Origin of the sequence: Nocardiopsis quinghaiensis (assembly GCF_008638365.1) — a bacterium.
GTDB lineage: Bacteria > Actinomycetota > Actinomycetes > Streptosporangiales > Streptosporangiaceae > Nocardiopsis > Nocardiopsis quinghaiensis.
Genome location: NZ_VWVU01000004.1, coordinates 115,733 through 135,041, shown reverse-complemented (window position 1 = coordinate 135,041; position 19,309 = coordinate 115,733). Strand labels below are relative to the sequence as shown.

The window sequence follows — 19,309 nt, the reverse complement described above, 5'->3', positions numbered from 1 at the left end:
AGGCATATTGGAGCCAAGCCCAGGGGGCTGCGCACGAACCGGGGAGACGAGAACATGCTGCTGAGTTTTCGAGTGGAGAACCATCGTTCCCTACGTGACGAGCAGGAACTTCTGCTTACCTCCGTAGAGCAGGGCCAGGAAGGTTTCCCTCCCCCGTCCGAGATATCTCCTCTCAAAGTCACTGGCGTTTTTGGGGCAAACGCCTCAGGCAAGACATCCGTCGTGAAAGCACTCCGATTCATGGCGGACATGGTCATTCAAGGTCCGATCTCACGCGTGCCGAAGCAGCGGAGCCTTTTCTCCTTGGAGGACGACGAGGAGGAGCGCATCCCCAGAGAACCGTTTCAACTTGACACGGATTCTCAGGCAAAAACATCCGGCTATTCGGTGGAACTCCTCCTGGACGCTCATCGATACACCTACGGATTCGTCGTGGACGATACCGAGGTCCTGGAGGAATGGCTCTACCTCTATGCCGATGACGGCACCGATCGCATCGTCTTCGAACGTGAACGACTATCCTTCACCTATGGTTCTGCCGATCCCGACTCTCCTGAGCTCACTGACGTCCTCAGCGTCGAGCCGAACGCGCTGCTGATTTCGGTGCTCGCGAACGCCCATCCCACCACGTTCCATTCCGACGCGGTTTCCGCCCTGGGCAGTGTGCGTCGCTGGTTCCGCTCCTCACTTCAGATCTGGCAGGGAGAAATGGGGCTGGCCGGAAGGCAGAAGCTGCCTTCTAATGATCACGATCTCCTTGGTCGCCTGGCAACACTGGCTCGTGCCGCCGACACTGGGATCAGCGACTACAGCGTTGAACGAAACTTCCTCTCGGGTGAGGAGCGGGCCGAGATCGAAGAGCTGGTGGGGAAGAAACGTGCTCACTCGATGATCCTCGCCCGTGAACGCGGACGGGTTTCCTTCCACCACCAGGGCTCCTCCGGTGAATATCCCTTGGATTTCCTCGACGAGTCGTCAGGAACACGGTCTATACTCTCCTTGGGAATACTCATCATGCGGGTCCTCGAAAGGGGAGGAACCTTGGTCGTAGACGAGATCGACACGAGCCTGCACAGCGTTCTCTCCGGGAGCCTGATTTCACTGTTCAAGGACCGCGACAACAACCCGCTCGGAGCCCAGCTCATCTTCACCAGTCACGACACGAGTCTCCTGGGAAGAGTCCGTGGTCGAGAAGTCCTCTCTGAGGACGAGATCTGGCTTACGGAGAAGAGGAATGATGGTTCCACCTCCCTCTACCCGATGTCCAGCTACGAAAGCTCCGGGGAGGAGAACCGGGACAGACGCTATCTGGTGGGACGCTACGGCGCCGTTCCGTTCGTCGATGAGAGCCTTCTTGTCCAAGCCCTGCGGCCGCGTCTGCCCGAGGGGAAAAACCAGGAGTCCGGGGGGAGTTCTCCTGATGAAGAAGCACCGTAGCCCTGGAACACGTCCAGGCCCCAGGCAGGAGAACCGGAAAGTTCTTGTCCTCTGCGAGGGGGAGACCGAGGAAGCATACTTCAACGGGCTCAAGAAGCACCTCAGAGAACTCCGGCCGAGTCAGCCGGGGCAGGGGCGTCGACCGGATCCGGTGGACGTCGAACGGGCCCATCGCACTGCGGCCCGGCTCATCGTTCGGGAGGCCCTCAGTCGACGGGCCGAGGGGCACTCCGAGATCTGGGCGGTTTTCGACACCGAAGGCCAGAACGTTACAACTCTGCGTCAACAGGTCCGGAACGCTCCCTCTTCGCCCTCCGAGGCCGATGTGCACACCGCGGTCTCCCACCCCGCCTTCGAGGTCTGGCTCCTACTCCACCATCTGGGACATGGAAGACTGAACGGCTGTCACAGTTCCAACGACTCCGAAAAGCTCCTCAAGGAGACCGTGCCCGACTGGGCCAAGGGCAAGCACAGGCGTGGCAAGGCAGGCACCGACTTCTCCGATTTCGAGGACGGGCTGGACCAGGCCTGCGACCGGGCGGAGCGTACCCGGACGGACTGTTACGAGGACTATCCGTGGACCGACGTCCATAGGGTCGTCCACGTGGTCAAGGGACATTTCCGCACCGGGGACCCCTGAACCCCGTCGGTACGGGGTCAGATCCGGACGGGCTCCCTGCCCGGGTCGGTGAGCAGCTTCGGGTCACGGTCCTTCAGGAGCGCGACGAGCGGGGCGGCGGTCCGCGCCTCCTGGACGTCGGCGCCCTCCCCGGACGTCAGGCCGACGATCTGGTGGAAGAGGACGATCCCGTTGGGGGTGTCCATGACGCGGACCTCGACGTCGGGGACGATGACGAGGGAGGTCATGTCGCCGTTGGCGGGCTCGCCGCCGAGCGGGGACGGGGTGATGACCCAGTGGCCGACGTCCAGTTCGCTGCCGGAGAGGAAGCGGTCGGCCAGGGCGTGGAGGACGCGCAGGATCCAGCCGGGGACGGTCTCGTCCCCGTCCTCGCGCGGGATCCGGCAGGTGAACTCGAAGCCCGCGCCGGAGACCCGGGGTTCCTCGCTGGTCTTCTCGCCGAGCTCGGTCAGTCCGAAGGTCACCAGCAGCCAGTGGCCGTCGAGGGGATAGGCGAGTACCCCGTCGAGGCCGTCGCCCTGCTTCCCGTCCGCCGCGAACTGGACCGTCAGCGGCTGCACGTCGGGATACCGCTCCGCCCACTCCTCGTAGATCCGGACGAGTCCGGGCAGCATCTCCAGCATCGCGTCGTCGCTCTCCAGGCCGGCGGCCTTCGTCGGTGGTCGTTCGCCTTCCGAGGATACGAGTGCGTCAGGGGCGCCCGGCCCGGTGACGGCCGGACCGGCGCCCCTCGGAGGGTCCGGCGGAGGGGTTCGGTGGGCTCCGTCCTGATCATCGCGTAACACTCGGAGCCCGGGGCGACATGAGGAAGCGACGACGAGCAGGCGGCACCGCCCGGGGCGGACACCGCCGACACGGTGGTGCGCCGGGAGAGCGCCTTGAGCGCCCTGGCCGCCCTGGCCGCGCTCGATCCGGCCGAACGGGAACTGGTGATGCTCGTGACCTGGGAGGGCCTGGAGTCGCACCCCCTAATGGACTGGCCGAAACCGTTGTGGGTGTGAACCAGGGCGTTCACCGCACTAATACTGCGGTCAGTCTTCTGGTGTGAGTCACCGTGATCTTCGTGCACGGGGACCCGGAGAACGTGCGGGGTACACAGCCACGGGAACGCAGAGCGTGGGCCGGCGGCCCGGCACGGATCTCGGCGAACCCGCGCCGCGGAGAGAACCGGCCGCCCTGACGAACGCAGGATATTCGGTTCGCGACCCGTATTTCCGACTTTCCCAGGGGGTAATCCCGGGTTTTCCCTTCCGTTCGGTACGGGGGCCCGAAAACCGACAGAGGCTTCCCTGTTACGGGGGGTATAACTTTCGAACACACCTCAGAAAAGGTTCAATACAACCTCTGTCGACCTCGTTCGTCACATGTTATTTTCTTTCAGCCCGGGGGATCAGGCACAAACGAACCAACGAAGAGGCACCTATGCCCCATTCGACAGCACCCGACATCGATCTGCCGGAGCTGGACTTCGACAACATGGAGGTCATGAGCGTCCGCGAGGCCGTCGCGGTCCCCGAGACGGGCGCCACCAGCGGCTCCAGCAGCTGTACCTCCACCTCGTGCTGCGGCTCCAGTAGCTGCTGCTCGGGTGGTTCCTGCGGCTGAGCCAATTTGGCTTCATTCCCAGTACCGACGTCCCCCAAACCCCCGATTCGACAATTCACGCCACGGCATCTGTTCAAAGCGTGAACCATTTCGGCGTGCCTGCTCCAAGGCACGTACATCCCCTGAACCCAGCCTCAGAAGAAGGTGCTTGATGGCGATGCAGGACTCCCCCGTGATCGACCTGCCCGACCTGGACTTCGACAGCATGGAGGTCATGAGCGTCCGCGAGGCCGTCGCGGTCCCTGAAACGGGTGCCACCAGCGGCTCCAGCAGCTGCACCTCCACCTCATGCTGCGGCTCCAGCAGCTGCTGCTCCTCGGGGTCGTGCGGCTAGCGGTGCTCCCTCGGGGCTTCCGCCCCGGATCCGAACAGCACCGCCCAGGGCGGCCTCCTCTCCGGTCCGGGGGCCGCCCCCTCAGCTTCACCCCGACGAACCACGAGGGCCGCACGTGCACGCCATCCAAGCCACCGACATCACCAAGGACTACGGGAAGGGGAAGGTGCTCCACGGCATCTCCTACCAGGTGCCCACCGGCCAGATCGCCGCGCTGCTCGGCCCCAACGGAGCGGGCAAGACGACGCTGATCGAGATCCTGGAGGGCCACCGGGGACGCACCTCGGGCCGGCTGTCCGTGCTGGGGCTCGACCCGGGCAGCCGCCGCGACTTCGCCCGGCTCCGCAGGCGCATGAGCGTCGTCCTCCAGCAGACCATGCTGGAACCCGGCATGTCGGTGCGCGACATCCTGCGCCGCCACGCCTCCTACTACCCCGATCCGCTCGGCATCGACGAGGTCCTCGACCAGGTCGACCTCGTGGAGAAGCGCTCCGCCCTGGTCAAGTCCCTCTCCGACGGCATGCGCCGCCGCCTGGACCTCGCCCTGGCCCTCACCGGCCGTCCCGAGCTGCTCTTCCTGGACGAGCCCACCACCGGCCTGGACCCGGTGTCGCGCCGCCGCATCCGCGGCCTCGTCTCCGGGTTGCGCGACAGCGGCACCACCGTGGTCCTGACCTCGCACGACCTCACCGAGGTCCAGGAGCTCGCCGACCGGGTGGACGTCATCCGCGACGGCGAGTTCATCGCGTCGGGCAGCCCCGAGGACCTGGTCCGCGGTTCCTCGGCCTTCACGGTGGTGGAGTTCGCCGACCCCGGCGTCGCCGCCGAACGCCTGCCGGAGGGCGCCGCGCTCGTCAACGGGCGGGTGCGCATCCGGACCGACGACCAGGACGCCGTCGTGCGCGAGGTCCAGGAGTGGGCCACGCGGGAGAGGACCGAGATCAGCGGGCTGACGATCGTTCCGCCCAGCCTCGACGACGCCTACATCGCGATGCTGGAGACGGGAAGGACCGAATGAGCACCACCGAGACCGTGCGCACCGGGCGCCGGCCCAGCAGCTTCCTCCTGCACGTGGACGGGGAACTGAAGGAGTTCTGGCGCTCCCCCATCACCCTGGCGTTCATCGTCCTGATGCCGGTCATGTTCTACGTCGGCTTCGGACTCGCGTTCCGCTCCCAGGCCGAGGCGGTCCGCGTGGTCGGCGAGCACGAGATCACCCAGGCCAACCTGAGCTACGGCGGCATCCTCGGCTTCGCGCTGATGTCGGTGGCCTTCGCCAACGTGGCCATCGGCCTGGCCATCCGCCGCCACCACGGCCTGTTCAAGCGCTTCCGCACCACCCCGGTCAGCCCGGCGACGGTGATGGGCGCCTACCTGGTCAACACCCTGCTCACGGCGGTGATCGTGCTGGCCGTCGTCACCGCGATCGGCCTGCTCGGCATGGGCGTGACCGTCGATCCGGCGCGTGTGCCGCAACTGCTCGTCGCGCTGCTGCTCGGCTTCGTGTGCATGGCTCCGCTCGGCGCGGCCGCGTCGCTGCTGCCGCCCAACGCCGACGCCGCCGTGCCGATGGTCAACGGCATCTTCTTCCCCGCGGCCTTCCTGGCGGGCGGGTTCGTCATCCTGCCGCTGGGCGACACCGTCGGAGCGGTCGTGGACCTGCTGCCCGGCCGTCCCCTGACCGTCCTCATCCAGGGCTCCCTGGCCGAGTCCGGTCCCGTCTGGGACTGGTCGGCGGTGGGGCTGCTGCTCGCCTGGTCCCTGCTGGGCACGGTGGCGGCGCTGCGCTGGTTCCGGTGGGCCTCCGAGCGCGAGCCGCGCGGGTTCGGGTCGGCCAAGCGCAAGGGATCGGGGGGCGAGGGTTGATCCTGCCCCAGTTCGACTGCGTGGAGGGCCCCTACCTGGTCTCCCGCGTGAACCTGTATCCCTACCTGCCGCTGCGCGGCGCGGCCGTGGACACGGACCGCGAACGGGTGCGCGCCCTCGCCGAGGAGGAGGAGCACCGGGAACGGATCCGCGAACGGCTGCTCGACACCCTGCACGCGGCCGCCCCCGGTATCGGGGACGAGGAGCACCGAAGGACGGCGCTGGCCGCCAAGCGCGACGTGTACAACCGGCGACCGCCCCGGGCGTCGCTGGCCGGCCATCCGGTCACGCGGCGGATCGGCGCGCTCGGCGAGTGGGTCCGCAGCTGGGAGCGCACGCGTGCCGCGGCCGAGGACCTCGACGCCGCGCACGGGACCGCCCTGGCCGCCGAGCGCGCCGTGCTCGCGGCGTGGGCACGCGATCCGCTCACCGACCGGGGCACGGCGATGTCCAGTCCGGACCTGCACCGCGCGGTGGCGGCTCGTGCGGCCACCGCCGGACCGCCCGACAAACGGATGCGCAAGGCCGAGCCGTCCCTGGTGCGCTACCACTCGCGCTCCACGGTGAAGGTCAGCCCGTACTCGCTCTACACGGGCGTGTACTTCGACGACCTGGAACAGCCGTCGTCGGCCACCCGCGACGGCGAGCCGCTGAGGTTCACCACCGACGCCGACCTGCGCCGCCTGCTGGTCCGGCAGGCGGGACGCGTGCTGGCCGCCGACCCGGAGGCCCGTCTGGGGATGGAGTGGGTGTTCACCGGCGGGGCCCGCCGCGAGGGCGACCGGCTGCTGGTGCGCCGCCGCCGGTGGGTGCCGCCCGCTCCCGGGCTGCGCGCGGAGGCGTTCGGCGAGGAGGAGGTGCGCATCCCGCTCTCGGGGGCGTGGAAGCACCTGGTGGCGGCGCTCGAACGCCGTGCCGCACGGCCGGTGCGCCTGTCCGAGCTGCGCGACGGCCTGGCCGCCGACCTGGGGCAGGAGTCCTCCGCGGCCCTGGCCGTGCTGGACAGGCTGATCGGGGCGGGCGTGCTGGTGCCGTGGGCGCCTGCCGCCGAGCAGTCCCCGCACTTCGTCCGGCACTGGCACGAGCTGGCCCGGGAGCTTCCGGGCGCGACCGCCGTACGGGTGGCGGCGGCCTTCGAGGCCACCCGGGACGTGCTCGGGGACTTCGCGGAGGCGACGGGCGCGGAACGGGCGCGTTCCGTGCTGTACCTGCAGCGCCTGTGGTCGGCGGCGATGGAACCGGCGGACTCCGGGGCCCGGGGCGACCGCGGGGACGGGAGGGATCCCGAGGGCCGGGAGGCCTCCGAGGACCAGGGTTCCCGGACACCCCAGGAGCCCGCAGAACACCAGGAGCCCGCGGAACCTCGGCCGACACAACAGGGCACCAGTGACACGGCCTCCTCTCCCCTGGTGGAGGACTGCCACGTCTCGCGCGGCGCACCGGTTCCACGCGAGTGGACCCGCACGTGGTCCGCCGACCTGCGCGGGCTCATGCCGCTGCTGTTCGCCCTGGACGACCAGCGGGTGCTGGCGGGTGCGCTGGAGAGCGTGTTCGTGGACCGCTACGGCCGGGGCGGCCGGTGCACCGACCTGGACGAGTTCGCCGGGCACGCCCGCGCGGCCTTCCCCATGACCCAGCGCCTGATGGCGGGCGGGACCGGAGAGGCGGGCGAGGACCTGTCCCGGCTGCTGGCCGCCCGGCGGCGTGCGGTCGACCACCTCAACGACCTGGCCCGGCAGGACGCCGAGGCGGTCGAGGTGGACCCGGCCGTGGTGGACGAGGTCGCCGCGCTCCTGCCCGAGCGGGAGTTCACCGCGCGGCGCTCCTTCGCCGTGTTCGGGCACCCGGACCGGGGAAGGCTCGTCCTCAACCACCTGTACGGCGGGCGTGCGCGCTACTTCAGCCGGTTCCTGTCCGCGCTGCCCGGCGACGTGCGCGATCGGGTGGCGACGCACGTGCGCCGCCTGGGTCCGCCGGACGCGGACACCGTGCACATGCGGTCCGCACTGGGGTTCAACGCCAACCTGTCGCCGCTGCTCGCCCCCGAGGAACTGGCGCTGCGCGACGAGCCGGTCCTGGCCGACGGACCCTCCACCGCCGAACTCCACCTCGTGCACACCCCGCACGGGCTGAGGCTGGTGCGCGGTTCCCGGGAGGTCGATCCGGTCTACACCGGCTTCCTGGTGCCGCACGCGCTGCCCTACGACGAGATGCTCGTGGCGATGCTCGCCGACTCGCCGTTCTTCTCGTTCAGCGACACCGTCATCGACCTGCACGATCGCTGGGAGAGGGGCCGTGCCGACCGCCGGACGCCGGGCGGTACCCCGCGGATCTCCTTCGGCGACGTGCTGCTGTTCCGCCGCCGTTGGGCCCTGGACGCCGACCTGCTGGCCGCCCGCCCCGGGGAGGGGCCGGAGTCGCTGCACCGGCGGGTCAACGTCGAGCGGACCCTGCGGGGCATGCCCGACCAGGTGTTCGTCCGACCGCTCCAGGGCGCGCGGATGGGCCCGATGGAGCGGGCGATGGCGCCCAAACCCCAGCACGTGGACTTCCTGAGCAGGCTGCACACGGCGACCGCCGCGAAGCGGCTGGCCCACCTGGGCCCGGCCCTGTTCGCGGAGGAACTCCTGCCGTGCCCGTCGGAGGGCGGCCTGAGCGGTCCGCGCGGCCGGCACGCCACGGAGGTGTTCCTCGAACTGTCCACCGTGCCCTCCCCCGTCCCTCCGATGCCCGTTCCCCCAGGCGAAGTGAGGCTGGTCCCTTGACCGCCGGAATCCGAGTGACCTACTACGACGACGACAAGGGCGCGCTACTGGGCGAGTGCCTGGTCCCGACGGCCCTGGAGACCGCACGGAGGAAGGGGGTCACCGCCGCCTGGCTCCACCTGCACTGGCGGCTGGGCCCGCACTGCGTGCTCTACGTGGACGGCGGCGCCGAGGCGGTGGACACCGCGCTGCGCGACGCGGACGTCCGCGTACGGGACTTCCTGGACCGCGAGCCGTCCGCGTACACGATCGACCCCGGCCAGTACGCGGACTTCTCCGCGAGGATGGGTCGTATGGAGCTGGTGGAGCCGCCCTACGCGCCGCTGGAACCGGACAACTCGGTCCGATGGTTGGAGGGCGCCCCGGTGGACACGTTCCTGCGCGGGCGCGAGGCGGTCGAGCTCAAGGGCCGGGTGCTGACCGACGGGCTCTCCCGGGTGGCCGACCGGGTGGACGGCCGGATCAGCGGAGGGAGCGCGGCCTCCCACGTGTTCGCGGGGATGGGCGCGATCGCCTCCCAGTACCCCGAGTGGGGGCTGCGTTCCGGCTACCAGGCGTTCCTGTCGCACTGGAAGGAGTACTTCCACTGGTCGGACCCCGACGGGAGGGCGCAGGCGCGGCTCGCCGAGTCCTACCGGACACAGCGGGAGAACCTGGTGGGAGCACTGCGCGCGCTCCACGAGGGCACCACGGAGGACCGGTCCGCGCTGTCCTGGCTGGAGTGGACGCGGCGGTGGCTGCCCGAGGCGGTGGCGCTGGCACGCGAGGAGCACATCCTGCCGTTCCCGCACCCCGACCGGCTGGACACGGCGACCCGCTTCGGCGAGGACACGCGGGTCCGGTGGAGCGGATCGGACGAGCGCTCCTACAGCGACTTCCACCAGGAGTTCCGCAAGCTGGACTTCACCCGGCTGGGCGACGGATACGGGTTCGCGGCGTTCCGTTTCGTCATCAACTGCTTCTTCGACCTGCTGCCGCTGATGGGGGTGTCGCCGATCCAGCGGTACTCGATCGCGTACCTGTTCACCGAGGCCGCCCAGGAGGTGGTGGGCGAGACCTGGGAGGAGACCGTGCGCCGGGTGGTCGACCACCAGAGCGGCGACCCGGAGCTGAAGCCGACCCTGCCGTGGGTGGGCGATGCCTGAACACACCGCCCTGCTCCGACTGAAGAGCGCGGTCCGTGCCCGTTCCCTCGCCGAGGAGGGGGTCGCCCTGAGTATGGGGGCGACCGCCGTCGTGGTGCGGGGTACCCGGGCCGACACCGTGTGGCGCGCCCTGGAGCCCGCGCTGCGCGCCGGGTTCGACCGGCAGGCCCTGACCGAGCGGTTCCCGGCCGGGGGCCGGCCGTTCCTGGAGGGCGTCCTGGACCAACTGGAGGAACACGGGTTCCTGCGGGAGGCGGAGGAGGAGCACGGACTGTCGGAGTCCGAACTGGCCGCCTACCCGCACATGGAGTCGCTGACCGCGCGGCCGTACGCGGCGCTGCGCGCGCTCGCGGAGAGCACCGTCCGGATCCGGTCCTCCTGCCCGCTGCTCGAAGCGGAGGCGCGCCGGGCCCTGGGACGCGCCGGTTTCCGCGAGGTGCGCGCCTACACCGGCCCCGGCCCCGACACGCTGCTGACCACCCGGCTCTCCGTGCCCGGGCGGGAGGAGGCGCTGCACCTGGTCGCCGCCGACCGCGGGGTGTGGGTGTCGGGGCCGCGCAACGCGCCCGGCAGCCCCGAGCTGGTGGAGCGCGTGCGGGCCTGGTTCGAGGGTTCCGGCGCCCCCGGGGCCTCCGGTGCGGACGGGGCCTCCGGTACGGACGGGGCCGAGGAGAGCCCCGGGCTGGCGATCACACGTTCCCTGGTGGCCGCCCAGCTGGCACTGGCCCTGGTCGCGCAGGTGGCCCGGAGCGTGGACGGGACGGAGGCCCCGGGCGATCCGGAGCTCATGGTGACCACGGACGAACTGGTCAGCGAGCCGCACCCGTTCGTCGCCCCGCCCGCCCTGGACCCCCGCGTCGAGGCGCCCCTTCCCACGGGAGCCGCGCCCCCGGAGGAGGTGCCCGACCAGCTGGACGCGGTGGCTCACCTGTGGGACCGGGTGTTCGGCCCGGTCGGCGAGCCCCGGCCGGGCGACCTGGAGCAGCTGCCCGTGGGGTTGGCCCGCGTGGACCGCTCCCCCTTCCTCGGCACGGGTACCACCACCGCGTCGGCCCGGCTGGACGCGCTGATCACCGCGCTGCACGCCGTCGCCTGGCCCGGGAGGGACGGTCGCGGGGTGGGAACCGGTGATCATGGCCGAGACGACGGTCACCGCGGCCTCGGTATCGGGCTGACCCCGTCGGCGGCGGTCGGCGAGGCCGTCGGCGACCTGGTGGTGCGCGCCCACGACCGCTGGCAGGACGTGGACCAGCCGGAGCCGATGTCGGCGCCCGCCCGCAGGCTGTGGGCCGCGCTGACGCTGCGCTTCGGGGTCGGGGCGCGGCTGCGCCGCCAGGAACTGGACGGCACCGGCCTGTGGCGGGTCGCCGTTCTCGGCCCCGGCGATGAGCCCCTGGGTGTCAGCGCCGCCGCCGGGGCCGACGCCGCCGCCCAGGAGGCCCTGCTCCGCGCCGTCGCCCGCGTCCAGTTCGAGCGGAGGCGCCGGGAGGGCGACTCGGCCCGCGACGCGGGCGGGAACGCGGAGCCGCCGGCGGTCACCGCGACGAGGACCGGGGCGGTGACCGCGTCCCTGGCGCGGTGGGCGCACGAAACCGGCCTGGTGCGGGTGTACGCGCCCGGCGGGGCCGACGCCTGGGCGGAGCGCGGTGTGTACACGGCGGTGGCCTCATGGACCTGACCGCACAGAACCGGCAGGACCGGCAGGACCGGCGGGACGGGCGCGAGGGGCGGGACGGGGGCGTCCGTCCCCGGATCCCGTCCCCCGTGGGGGCGACACTGGCCGAGCCCCGCACCCTCCGCGTGGGCGGGGGCGTGCTGCACGTGGCGATGAGCGGCGCGCTCGCGGTCGTCGGCCCGTGGACCCCCGACGCGTCCACGGGCTGTGCGCGGTGCGCCGGGCTCTGGCGCCGGGACGTGGAGGGCGACACCGCCCCCGACCGGCCCGTACCCGGCCTCTTCCCCCTGTGGGCGGACGTCTTCACCGGTCTGGCCGACGCCGCCGCACACGGCCCCGAGGAGCTGCGGCTGGCGCTGGTCGCCCTGGACTGCCGCACCGGCGAGGTCACCCGGCACCGCCTCGTCCCGCACCCGGACTGCTCGCACTGCTTTCCCGGGGGCGCCGGGCTCGCCGTGCCCGGCGGCCTGGACCTGCGGACCCCGAGGCCGGTCGTCGGCGACGCCCTGCGCACACGCTCCATGGACCGCGCCGATCTGCGGGCGCGGCTCCTGGACTTCCGGTTCGGGCCCGCCGCCCACATCTACCGGGACGAGGAGTCACCGCTGTCCCTCGTGACCTGCGAGACCGTCGCTCCCGGCCACACCAGGCGCGAGGGCGGCTACGGGCGCTCCACCCGGTTCTCCGACAGCGAGGTCCCCGCCTTCCTCGAAGGCGTCGAACGCGTCACCGGCGGCCACCGGCACACCGGCGCGCCCACGGTCTCCGGCAGCTACGCCGACCTCGCCGACGAGGCCCTCGACCCCGAACGGCTCGGCCTGCACGAACCCGAGTGGTACGGGCACCCGGCCTTCGACCTGGTCCCCTACTCCCCCGACGTCCCCACCTCCTGGGTCTGGGGCTGGTCCACCCTGGAGCGCCGCCGGATCCTGGTGCCCGAGCACGTCGCGTACTGGCACGCGGGCACCGAGGGCACCCGCTTCCTGTACGAGTCGTCCAACGGCTGCGCGGTCGGCGGGACCCTGGAGGAGGCCGTCCTCTACGGACTGTTCGAGGTGGTGGAGCGCGACGCGTTCCTGCTCGCCTGGTACTCGCGCACACGGCTGCGCGAGATCGCGACGGGCACGGACCCCGACCTCGCCCACCTGACCGACCTGCTGGACGAGCGCGGCCTGCGCCTGCGGCTGCTCGACCTCACCTCCGACCTGGGGATCCCCACGGCGCTGGCGGTGGTCACCGCCCCCGAGGAGGCGGTGCGCTCGGGGCTGGCGCCCGCGCTGAGCCTGGCCACCGGCACCCACCTCGACCCCCGGCGCGCGGTCATGGCGGCGGTGGAGGAGACCGCCACCAACGCGCTCATGTACCCCAAGTGGGTGCGGATGCGCGCGTCGGTCGACGTGGAGCGCTGCCGCCCCATGCTGGAGGACTTCACCCTGGTCAGAACACTGGAGGACCACACCGGGATGCACGGGCTGTGGGAGTCGCGCCGGCACTGGGAGTTCCTGGTGTCCCCCACCGCCACCGTCCCGGTGGAGGGGTTCGCCGCGGGCCGCCCCTCCTCCTTCGCCGGGGCCGACCTCACCGCCCTGCTCCGCGAACGCCTCGACGCCGTGCACGCGCTCGGGCTGGACGTGGTCGTGGTGGACCAGAGCAGCGCCCCGTACACGGACGCCGCCGGGGTCCGCTCGGTGAAGGTGGTCGTCCCCGGAGCCCTGCCGATGACCTTCGGCCACACCCACCGCCGTACCCGCTCCCTGGAGCGGCTGACCCGCGCTTCCACGCTGTTCGAGGGAGGAGTCCCATGGGAACGACACGGCCAGGTCCACCCGGTACCGCACCCCTTCCCGTGACCGGCTCCCGGGCCCGGGTCCTGGCCGAATTCCACGACCAGTCGCACGACAAGGACGTCTCCCCGGTGGAGACCCTGTTCTTCGGGCCGGACCTGTCCAACGGTCTGGCCCGGCCCGTGCCCGGGCAGACGCGCCCGCGCCCGCCCGCCCTGGACCCGCTGCGGGGCACGGACGCCGCCGGACCCCCGCTCGGCGGCCCCTGGTCACGCGCGCAGCGGCTGCTCGCCGCGTGCGTGGAGGCGGTACGGGTGCGCCGGGTCTCGGCCGCCGACCGCTATCCGGTGCACCGCGCCTATCCGTCCCCGCGCGGGCTCTTCGGCGCCGACCTGTTCGTGGTCTCCGGCGGTCCCGTGCCCCGGTGCCTGCGCGTGGATCCGCAGTCGCACGCGCTCCAGCCCCGGGACGGCCTGCCCGCGCCGGAGGCTCTGGAGGACCTAGCCGGCGCACGCCTGGTGGTGGCGGTGGACCACCGCCGCTACCCGCCCGAGTACGGGCGGCTGCGCCCCTCGCTCGCCCTCCTGGAGGGCGGTCACCTGCTGGCGACGCTCGGCCTGGTCCTGGAACGCGCCGGGCTGCGCCCCCGCACGCGCTTCGGCCCCACCGACGCCCCGCTGCCCAGCGGTTTCGCGCCCTGCGGCACCGTCACCCCGGAACCGGACGGAATCCCGGAACCGGACGGGGCCGGTACGGGCACCGCGCCGGAGGTGTCGGCCGAGGCGCTGTCCCGGGTGGCCGCCGCCTCCGCGCCGCCGGGCGCCCCGCTGCGCCGCTGGCTCGACGACCGCACCAGCGGGGTGTCCACCGCCAACCTGGTCACCAGCGCCCACGTCTCCCCCGAGGAGGGCGCGGGTGTCACCGCCGCCCTCGTGGCCGCCCTCGGCGCCGCCCGGGGGGCCCTCCCCGCCCCCGACGCGCTCCGCCTGTACCGGAAGGTCCTCGTGGCGGACCGGGTGGACGACCGCGCCGCCCGCGAGCTCACACCCGACGGCGCCGAACTCCCCTCCCGTCCCGTGGCGCGCACCGGGGAGACCAACTTCTCCTCCTCCCTCGGCTACACGCTCGCCGTGGACTTCCACCCGTGGGCGCGCGCCCACGGCGACCACGCCCAGACCGTCCTGCACACCCTTCTCGGCTGGACCGCCCAGTGGGGCTGCCTCGGCGCCGCCGCCACCGGGCTGTGCGTTCGCCCCATGCGCAACTACCAGGAGGCCGACTGGGCGGCCGTGCTCGGGCTCGGCCCCGACCAGACCCCCGCCTACCAGTTGTGGGTGCGCGCCGAACGCGGTTCCTACATGGACCTTCCCGTCGACGCCTCCCCCTGACCCCCGCCGTCCCGATCCCGCCCCGGACGCGGGCGGGAAGGCCCCCGACGCCAAGGAAGAGTCCCCCCATGACCCGTACCTGGTCGGCCGTGTACGTCCACCTCCACCGCGACCGCGAGCGCATCGACGCCTTCCTGCTGGACCACCTGGCTCCGCGCGCGGAGGAACTGGTGGCGCGGGGCCGCGCCAAGGCGTGGTTCTTCCTGCGCTACTGGGACGGCGGGCCCCACCTGCGGGTGCGCTTCCTGGACGCGGACGCCGACGCCGTCGAAGCGTTCTCCGAGCACATGCGCGCCGCCGCCGCGGAGACCGCCGACGACGCGGTCGCCCTGGACAGCGCGGCCTACTACGCGAACCTGCCGCAGGCCGACCCCGGCCGCTGGCACGGTGACGGCGACGTGGTCGGGGCCGTCTACGAGCCCGAGACCGGGCGTTACGGCGGTCCCGGGGCGCTGGAGGTGTGCGAGGACTTCTTCTGCGTCAGCTCCGCCATCGCGCTCGCCGTCCTGCGCTCCGCGCCGCGGCCGCACCAGCGCCAGGCGGTGGCCGCCGACCTGACGTCGCTGGCCTTCTCCGTGCTCGGGTTCTCCGACGTGGAGGCGGTCCGCCAGGCCCGCGGCTACCACGCCGCCTGGGACTACTCCGCCGAGGTCGCCCGGGGGGACGACCGCGCCCGCGAGGAGGCCGAGCACCTGTTCCACTCCTCGCCCTCACGCTGGCTCCAGCGCCGCACGCAGCTGGAGCGCCTGGTCTCCGCCGACGGCTCCTCCACCCACCACCTGTGGCACCGTGCGCTCGGCGAGACCGTGGCGAAGCTGCGCCGCCTGCACTCGGAGCAGCCGCTCACCAACGACCTCACCCGCATCGTGTGGTCCCTGCTGCACATGCACCACAACCGCATCGGCCTGGACATCGACGACGAGCGACGCATCGCCTGGCTCCTGTCGCTGTCCTATCCGCGGTGGGAGCCCGCCGGGGACTTCTTCGCCCCCGGGGTGGCCTCACCCGACCGTGCCTACGCGGAGGCGAGCAAGTACCGGACGGCGACCATCGGAGGCGAGCACCTGCCCCGCCCGGTACCGCACGAGGAGGGGCTCTCCCCGGCCCCGGGCCCCTCCCGTCCGGGCCTTCCCGTGGTGGACCTGCCCGTTCCCGGTCCGCTGACCTCCCCGGTCGGCGACGTACTGGCCCGTCGGTACAGCGCGCACGGCGAGTACGGCTCCCGCCTGTCCCTGGCGGACCTGTCGTCCCTCCTGGGGCACGCCGCCGGAATCAGCGGCGCCCGCTCCGACGAGCCCGACCGCGACCGGCCGCCGCGCAACCACCCGAGCCCGGGTGCGGCCTACGCCACGCAGGTGTGGATGGTCGCCCGGCACGTGGAGGGCCTGGACCGGGGCACCTACCGCTACCGTGCCGGGGAGCACGCCCTGGTCCGGGCGGACGGCGCCGCGGCCGCCGACCGGCTGGCGGAGCTGTCCCCGTTCCTGCGGACCTCGGCGGACGGCCGGCCGGGAGCCGTGGCGGACACGGTGGGAGCGCTGCTGGTGCTGGTCGGAGACCTGGGAAGGCTGCGCGAGGGGTACGGTCAGCGCGCCCTGCGCCTGCTCCTGCAGGAGGCCGGGCACGTGGCGCAGAACCTGTCCCTGTGCGCGACGGCGCTGGGACTGCGGAGCCTGGTGGTGTCGGGGTTCGCCGACGACGCGGTGAACGCCCGGCTGCATCTGGACGGCGTGGACCGGATGGCTCTGACGCTGCTGCCGGTGGGCTCGGAGCCCGACCCGGCGTAGGTATCCGGAACACGGTCTGTCCGGGGCCGTGATCCCGCCGTGGCGCCCGGGAGGCCGGATCGGCGTCTCCGCCGCTTCGGTTCCCTTGCCTGCCCACCATGGCATCGTGCCCGCAGGACAAGCGGGAAGACAGGACGGCAGCACCCCGGACATGGCTGACCCGGGGACGCGGCGAAGAGGAGGCTTACTGGAGGGGGCCTGCCTTGAGGTCACGAAGGAAGGAGGTCCACTCTGCGGGCGAATACTCGATGTGGCCCAGCTTGCGGTTCTCCGTGTCGCGCACTAGGACTGATTCTCCCTCAGCGACCTCGACACAGCTTCCGTTAGCCGTGCTGTAGCTGCTCTTGTGCCACTCAGGCTTACGCTGTGTTCTCATCGAGCTCTTCCTTGACCTTCCTGATGAAGTCTGCGCTCTGCCTTGGGGGCATCGCTTCCGCCTGGACGGCGCTGAAGACCGCCAGGCAACGTTGCACTTTGCCGGTGTCATCCATCAGAATCTCACCCTGCTGGTATTCGGCCGACGCGACCATGGGTTTGTCCGGGAACGAGTACACCCGGAACGGGCCGGAGGCCCCTGGATGGCAGCCTGGGTTCGATGGTACGACCTGTGCTCTTATTACCCCGCTCCCCGTCAGCGACAGCACCCGTTCTAGCTGGTCAGAGAGAATCTTGCGGCTGCCGATCACCCTCGTCAGAGCGTTCGCTTCCAGCACCATGTAGATCAGCGGTGGATCCTTCTCCAAGATCACCTGTCGTCTCATCCGTGACTTGACCATCTCGTCTAGTTCAGCGGAGGAGATTCCCGGGGAAGTATCCCGGTTGGCAGCCCTCGCGTACTCCTTCGTCTGGATGAGCCCAGGGACCACCTGGCTTTGGTACTCACGCAACTCCGACATCATCTGCTCTAGCTGCTCAACCTCTTCGTAGCATTCCGGCACAGCCGTCGGGGTGTTCGCCGTCTTCCACGCCCGCAGGACAACACCAGAGCTGCCGAGTTCTTGGTCGATTTTTCGCGCGCTCTCTTCCTGCAATCCCCGCGTTCCGCACTCCCAAGCGGAGATCGTGGAGGGAACGACCTGCATCTGCTTAGCTAGCTGACCTTGTGTTATGCCTGCGCCCTTGCGGGTCTTCCGGAGCACAACACCGAGTCGTTCCCATGCTGGATTCAGGGGGCGGTCCATGCACACTCCATGTTCACCAGGGGATCCACCAACGACACTGATCCAACGCGGTATCTCTACCAAGCTCCACCCACACGACCGGATCGTGACCCTTCGGTGATCTCCCTAGCGCGGAGCGTTCGTAAACATTCATGGTGGTGCTCACGGACACACCTTCGTAACAGGCCGTACCCGACCGAATCACTGCCACGGGTTGACGGCTACACCAAAACCGCCGCTAGTTACTCAAAGCGACGATCCGGAAAGGACGGGTGATGACGTGGGAGAAGTGATCGAAGTAGACACGGGCAGGTTCCGTAACAGCGGAGACCAACCGCACGAACGGCTCCCCCGTCGTCTCGGCGACTCGCGCTCGAATGCGCCCCTGACCTTCGATGAGGGCCGCCCTCACCTGGGTGCCGCACTCGTACTCCCTGGAGAGCCGGACCAGGTCGCCGTCATGCGGCGCCGCATCCGCTCGCGCACCAATGGCCGCAGCCCCGAGACTGACGCCGTGGTGCTCCTGGCGAGTGAGTTGTTCACCAACTCTCTGCGTCATTCCCGCAGTGGTGGCCCCGGGGGAGAGGTGACCGTGGCGGTGTTCAAGCTCCCCGGCCGCTATCAGGTACGCGTCACAGACCAGGGACCGCGAGAGAGCGAGGAAGGTGACTCCTTTCCCCACCTCCGCACCTTGGACCCGCTCAGCGAAGGCGGGTTCGGTCTGCGCCTTGTCGCGAACGAAGCCAGCCGCTGGGGCACGATCCACGAGGACGGCCGGACCACGGTGTGGTTCGAGCTCGACCGCGTCCCTCCCACCCTCGACTCGTGAGGCCGTCATGGGGTGGACACCCGCAGACGACCAACCTGCCTACGACGCCGCCCGAGAACTCCAGCACCACGTCGGCCCTCGATGGCTCGTGTTCTGGGGACCTGCGTCGCGAAACTTCTGGGCCTTCCTGCGCGGTGGCCCCCGCCCCCTGATACTGAGCGCCCCCACACCACGGGGCCTCGTGGACAAGATCCAACGACACCGACGATGAACGAGAGAGCGAGCGGATGGTTCTCCTGTGCGGGCACTGCGGCAACCCACGCGAGAGCGGAGCGCCGACCTACCGCTGCGCCTGCATCCCCGCCCACGTGTGGGAAGAGCCCGACCTTGCCCAGTCCGTACGCACCCTGGACCTGTCCGAGGTCATCCGATGCCTGCGCCACCACCCCGACACACGACACCTGTCGCAAGTAGCTCTGGCCACCTTGTGCGGGTTGTCGCAGGCGATGGTCTCGCGCCTGGAGAACGGCGTGAACGTCGCCAGCATCGACCGCGCCGTCGCCGCCTTGGCGGGCCTTGGAGCACCCGGGGTCGCGGACGGGACGCGATGGCGACTGCCCGACGACGGCGAGCCTCTGCCCCCGGCCAAACCTCAGGCCACCCCAGAAGTGCCGTGTGTGGTCATCACCAGCCCCGTCCCCATCTACGTGCAGGTGAAGGACCCACCCGACCCCTCCGCCACAGGAACCAACCGTCACAGCGATGTCGCCTTCGTCGCCGACCCGGACGGTCCGCGCCTGATCGTCAACCGAGGCATCCCCTGGGGTGTGACCAGCGCCCCTGGTGGAGCTACCGCATGGTTCGCCCTCACCGACCGCGAACAGCACATCACGACCGCTCACGAGTTGAAAGCCCGACCATGACTCCTTTCAACATCGGCTTGCCCGTGGTTTT

Annotated in this window: 17 protein-coding genes and 1 pseudogene; 15 read left to right on the top strand and 3 right to left on the bottom strand. The window is 70.9% G+C overall.

The window, feature by feature from the left end; genetic code table 11:
- The first annotated feature begins 54 nt into the window (after positions 1-54).
- Together FYX01_RS11355 and FYX01_RS11350 are read left to right on the top strand one after the other, a co-directional pair.
- Complete coding sequence (locus tag FYX01_RS11355) at positions 55-1,437, top strand: AAA family ATPase (protein WP_150240369.1); 1,383 nt, start codon at positions 55-57, stop codon at positions 1,435-1,437.
- Positions 1,421-2,077: an RloB family protein gene (locus FYX01_RS11350; RefSeq protein WP_190394276.1), complete on the top strand. Its 657-nt coding sequence runs from the start codon at positions 1,421-1,423 to the stop codon at positions 2,075-2,077. Before FYX01_RS11355 ends, FYX01_RS11350 begins: the two co-directional genes overlap by 17 nt.
- A 17-nt stretch (positions 2,078-2,094) precedes the next feature.
- Here the strand turns inward: FYX01_RS11350 and FYX01_RS11345 are convergent, their stop codons facing one another.
- Positions 2,095-2,700 carry a suppressor of fused domain protein gene (locus FYX01_RS11345; RefSeq protein ID WP_150240365.1) on the bottom strand — a complete coding sequence of 202 codons (606 nt, stop codon included), beginning with the start codon at positions 2,698-2,700 and terminating at the stop codon, positions 2,095-2,097.
- Positions 2,701-2,919: 219 nt separating this feature from the next.
- On the opposite strand from FYX01_RS11345, the pseudogene FYX01_RS11340 reads away from it, so the two are divergent.
- The 11 genes and pseudogenes from FYX01_RS11340 to FYX01_RS11290 all read left to right on the top strand — a co-directional run.
- Positions 2,920-3,039 (top strand): annotated as a pseudogene (locus FYX01_RS11340) (RNA polymerase sigma factor); the annotation flags it as partial.
- A gap of 460 nt (positions 3,040-3,499) precedes the next feature.
- Positions 3,500-3,682 carry a thiazolylpeptide-type bacteriocin gene (locus FYX01_RS11335; protein WP_073704890.1) on the top strand — a complete coding sequence of 61 codons (183 nt, stop codon included), beginning with the start codon at positions 3,500-3,502 and terminating at the stop codon, positions 3,680-3,682.
- A 151-nt stretch (positions 3,683-3,833) separates the two neighbouring features.
- Positions 3,834-4,016: a thiazolylpeptide-type bacteriocin gene (locus FYX01_RS11330; RefSeq protein WP_077692328.1), complete on the top strand. Its 183-nt coding sequence runs from the start codon at positions 3,834-3,836 to the stop codon at positions 4,014-4,016.
- Positions 4,017-4,131: 115 nt separating this feature from the next.
- Positions 4,132-5,034: an ABC transporter ATP-binding protein gene (locus FYX01_RS11325; protein WP_150240363.1), complete on the top strand. Its 903-nt coding sequence runs from the start codon at positions 4,132-4,134 to the stop codon at positions 5,032-5,034.
- Entirely contained in the window at positions 5,031-5,882 is an 852-nt protein-coding gene (locus tag FYX01_RS11320; protein ID WP_150240361.1) for an ABC transporter permease, read from the top strand. The genes FYX01_RS11325 and FYX01_RS11320 overlap by 4 nt, the downstream gene beginning before the upstream one ends.
- On the top strand, positions 5,879-8,647 hold the full coding sequence (locus FYX01_RS11315) for a lantibiotic dehydratase (protein ID WP_150240359.1): 2,769 nt from the start codon (positions 5,879-5,881) through the stop codon (positions 8,645-8,647). The genes FYX01_RS11320 and FYX01_RS11315 overlap by 4 nt, the downstream gene beginning before the upstream one ends.
- The gene (locus FYX01_RS11310; protein ID WP_150240357.1) at positions 8,644-9,792 is read left to right on the top strand and encodes a lantibiotic dehydratase C-terminal domain-containing protein; all 1,149 of its coding nucleotides are present in this window, start codon (positions 8,644-8,646) and stop codon (positions 9,790-9,792) included. Before FYX01_RS11315 ends, FYX01_RS11310 begins: the two co-directional genes overlap by 4 nt.
- A complete protein-coding gene (locus FYX01_RS11305; RefSeq protein WP_150240355.1) occupies positions 9,785-11,470 on the top strand; it encodes a hypothetical protein in 1,686 nt (561 codons plus the stop codon). Before FYX01_RS11310 ends, FYX01_RS11305 begins: the two co-directional genes overlap by 8 nt.
- Positions 11,461-13,317, top strand: a complete 1,857-nt coding sequence (locus FYX01_RS11300; protein WP_150240353.1) for a TOMM precursor leader peptide-binding protein — start codon at positions 11,461-11,463, stop codon at positions 13,315-13,317. Before FYX01_RS11305 ends, FYX01_RS11300 begins: the two co-directional genes overlap by 10 nt.
- Positions 13,269-14,639, top strand: coding sequence for a nitroreductase family protein (locus FYX01_RS11295; protein ID WP_150240351.1), 1,371 nt, complete (start codon positions 13,269-13,271; stop codon positions 14,637-14,639). The genes FYX01_RS11300 and FYX01_RS11295 overlap by 49 nt, the downstream gene beginning before the upstream one ends.
- 68 nt (positions 14,640-14,707) lie before the next feature.
- The gene (locus tag FYX01_RS11290; protein ID WP_150240349.1) at positions 14,708-16,426 is read left to right on the top strand and encodes a thiopeptide-type bacteriocin biosynthesis protein; all 1,719 of its coding nucleotides are present in this window, start codon (positions 14,708-14,710) and stop codon (positions 16,424-16,426) included.
- A 184-nt stretch (positions 16,427-16,610) separates the two neighbouring features.
- On the opposite strand, the gene FYX01_RS11285 is transcribed toward FYX01_RS11290, so the two are convergent.
- Positions 16,611-16,802 (bottom strand): DUF397 domain-containing protein, encoded by a 192-nt coding sequence (locus tag FYX01_RS11285; protein ID WP_150240347.1) that lies wholly within the window; start codon positions 16,800-16,802, stop codon positions 16,611-16,613.
- Positions 16,786-17,607 carry a helix-turn-helix domain-containing protein gene (locus FYX01_RS11280; protein ID WP_150240345.1) on the bottom strand — a complete coding sequence of 274 codons (822 nt, stop codon included), beginning with the start codon at positions 17,605-17,607 and terminating at the stop codon, positions 16,786-16,788. Before FYX01_RS11280 ends, FYX01_RS11285 begins: the two co-directional genes overlap by 17 nt.
- Before the next feature lie 268 nt (positions 17,608-17,875).
- Here FYX01_RS11280 and FYX01_RS11275 point away from each other — a divergent pair, with 268 nt between their 5' ends.
- Together FYX01_RS11275 and FYX01_RS11265 are read left to right on the top strand one after the other, a co-directional pair.
- Entirely contained in the window at positions 17,876-18,415 is a 540-nt protein-coding gene (locus tag FYX01_RS11275; RefSeq protein ID WP_223830409.1) for an ATP-binding protein, read from the top strand.
- 227 nt (positions 18,416-18,642) lie between these two features.
- Positions 18,643-19,278 carry a helix-turn-helix domain-containing protein gene (locus FYX01_RS11265; protein WP_150240339.1) on the top strand — a complete coding sequence of 212 codons (636 nt, stop codon included), beginning with the start codon at positions 18,643-18,645 and terminating at the stop codon, positions 19,276-19,278.
- The last annotated feature ends 31 nt before the right edge of the window (positions 19,279-19,309 follow it).

Excerpts from the sequence above, each read along its gene's own strand:
- FYX01_RS11345 (WP_150240365.1), bottom strand. The coding sequence starts at position 2,700 with ATGCTGGAGATGCTGCCCGGACTCGTCCGGATCTACGAGGAGTGGGCG.
- FYX01_RS11265 (WP_150240339.1), top strand. The coding sequence starts at position 18,643 with ATGGTTCTCCTGTGCGGGCACTGCGGCAACCCACGCGAGAGCGGAGCG.
- FYX01_RS11295 (WP_150240351.1), top strand. The coding sequence starts at position 13,269 with ATGGGAACGACACGGCCAGGTCCACCCGGTACCGCACCCCTTCCCGTG.
- FYX01_RS11290 (WP_150240349.1), top strand. The coding sequence starts at position 14,708 with ATGACCCGTACCTGGTCGGCCGTGTACGTCCACCTCCACCGCGACCGC.
- FYX01_RS11320 (WP_150240361.1), top strand. The coding sequence starts at position 5,031 with ATGAGCACCACCGAGACCGTGCGCACCGGGCGCCGGCCCAGCAGCTTC.
- FYX01_RS11280 (WP_150240345.1), bottom strand. The coding sequence starts at position 17,607 with ATGGACCGCCCCCTGAATCCAGCATGGGAACGACTCGGTGTTGTGCTC.
- FYX01_RS11355 (WP_150240369.1), top strand. The coding sequence starts at position 55 with ATGCTGCTGAGTTTTCGAGTGGAGAACCATCGTTCCCTACGTGACGAG.
- FYX01_RS11300 (WP_150240353.1), top strand. The coding sequence starts at position 11,461 with ATGGACCTGACCGCACAGAACCGGCAGGACCGGCAGGACCGGCGGGAC.
- FYX01_RS11285 (WP_150240347.1), bottom strand. The coding sequence starts at position 16,802 with ATGAGAACACAGCGTAAGCCTGAGTGGCACAAGAGCAGCTACAGCACG.
- FYX01_RS11335 (WP_073704890.1), top strand. The coding sequence starts at position 3,500 with ATGCCCCATTCGACAGCACCCGACATCGATCTGCCGGAGCTGGACTTC.
- FYX01_RS11350 (WP_190394276.1), top strand. The coding sequence starts at position 1,421 with ATGAAGAAGCACCGTAGCCCTGGAACACGTCCAGGCCCCAGGCAGGAG.
- FYX01_RS11330 (WP_077692328.1), top strand. The coding sequence starts at position 3,834 with ATGGCGATGCAGGACTCCCCCGTGATCGACCTGCCCGACCTGGACTTC.
- FYX01_RS11305 (WP_150240355.1), top strand. The coding sequence starts at position 9,785 with ATGCCTGAACACACCGCCCTGCTCCGACTGAAGAGCGCGGTCCGTGCC.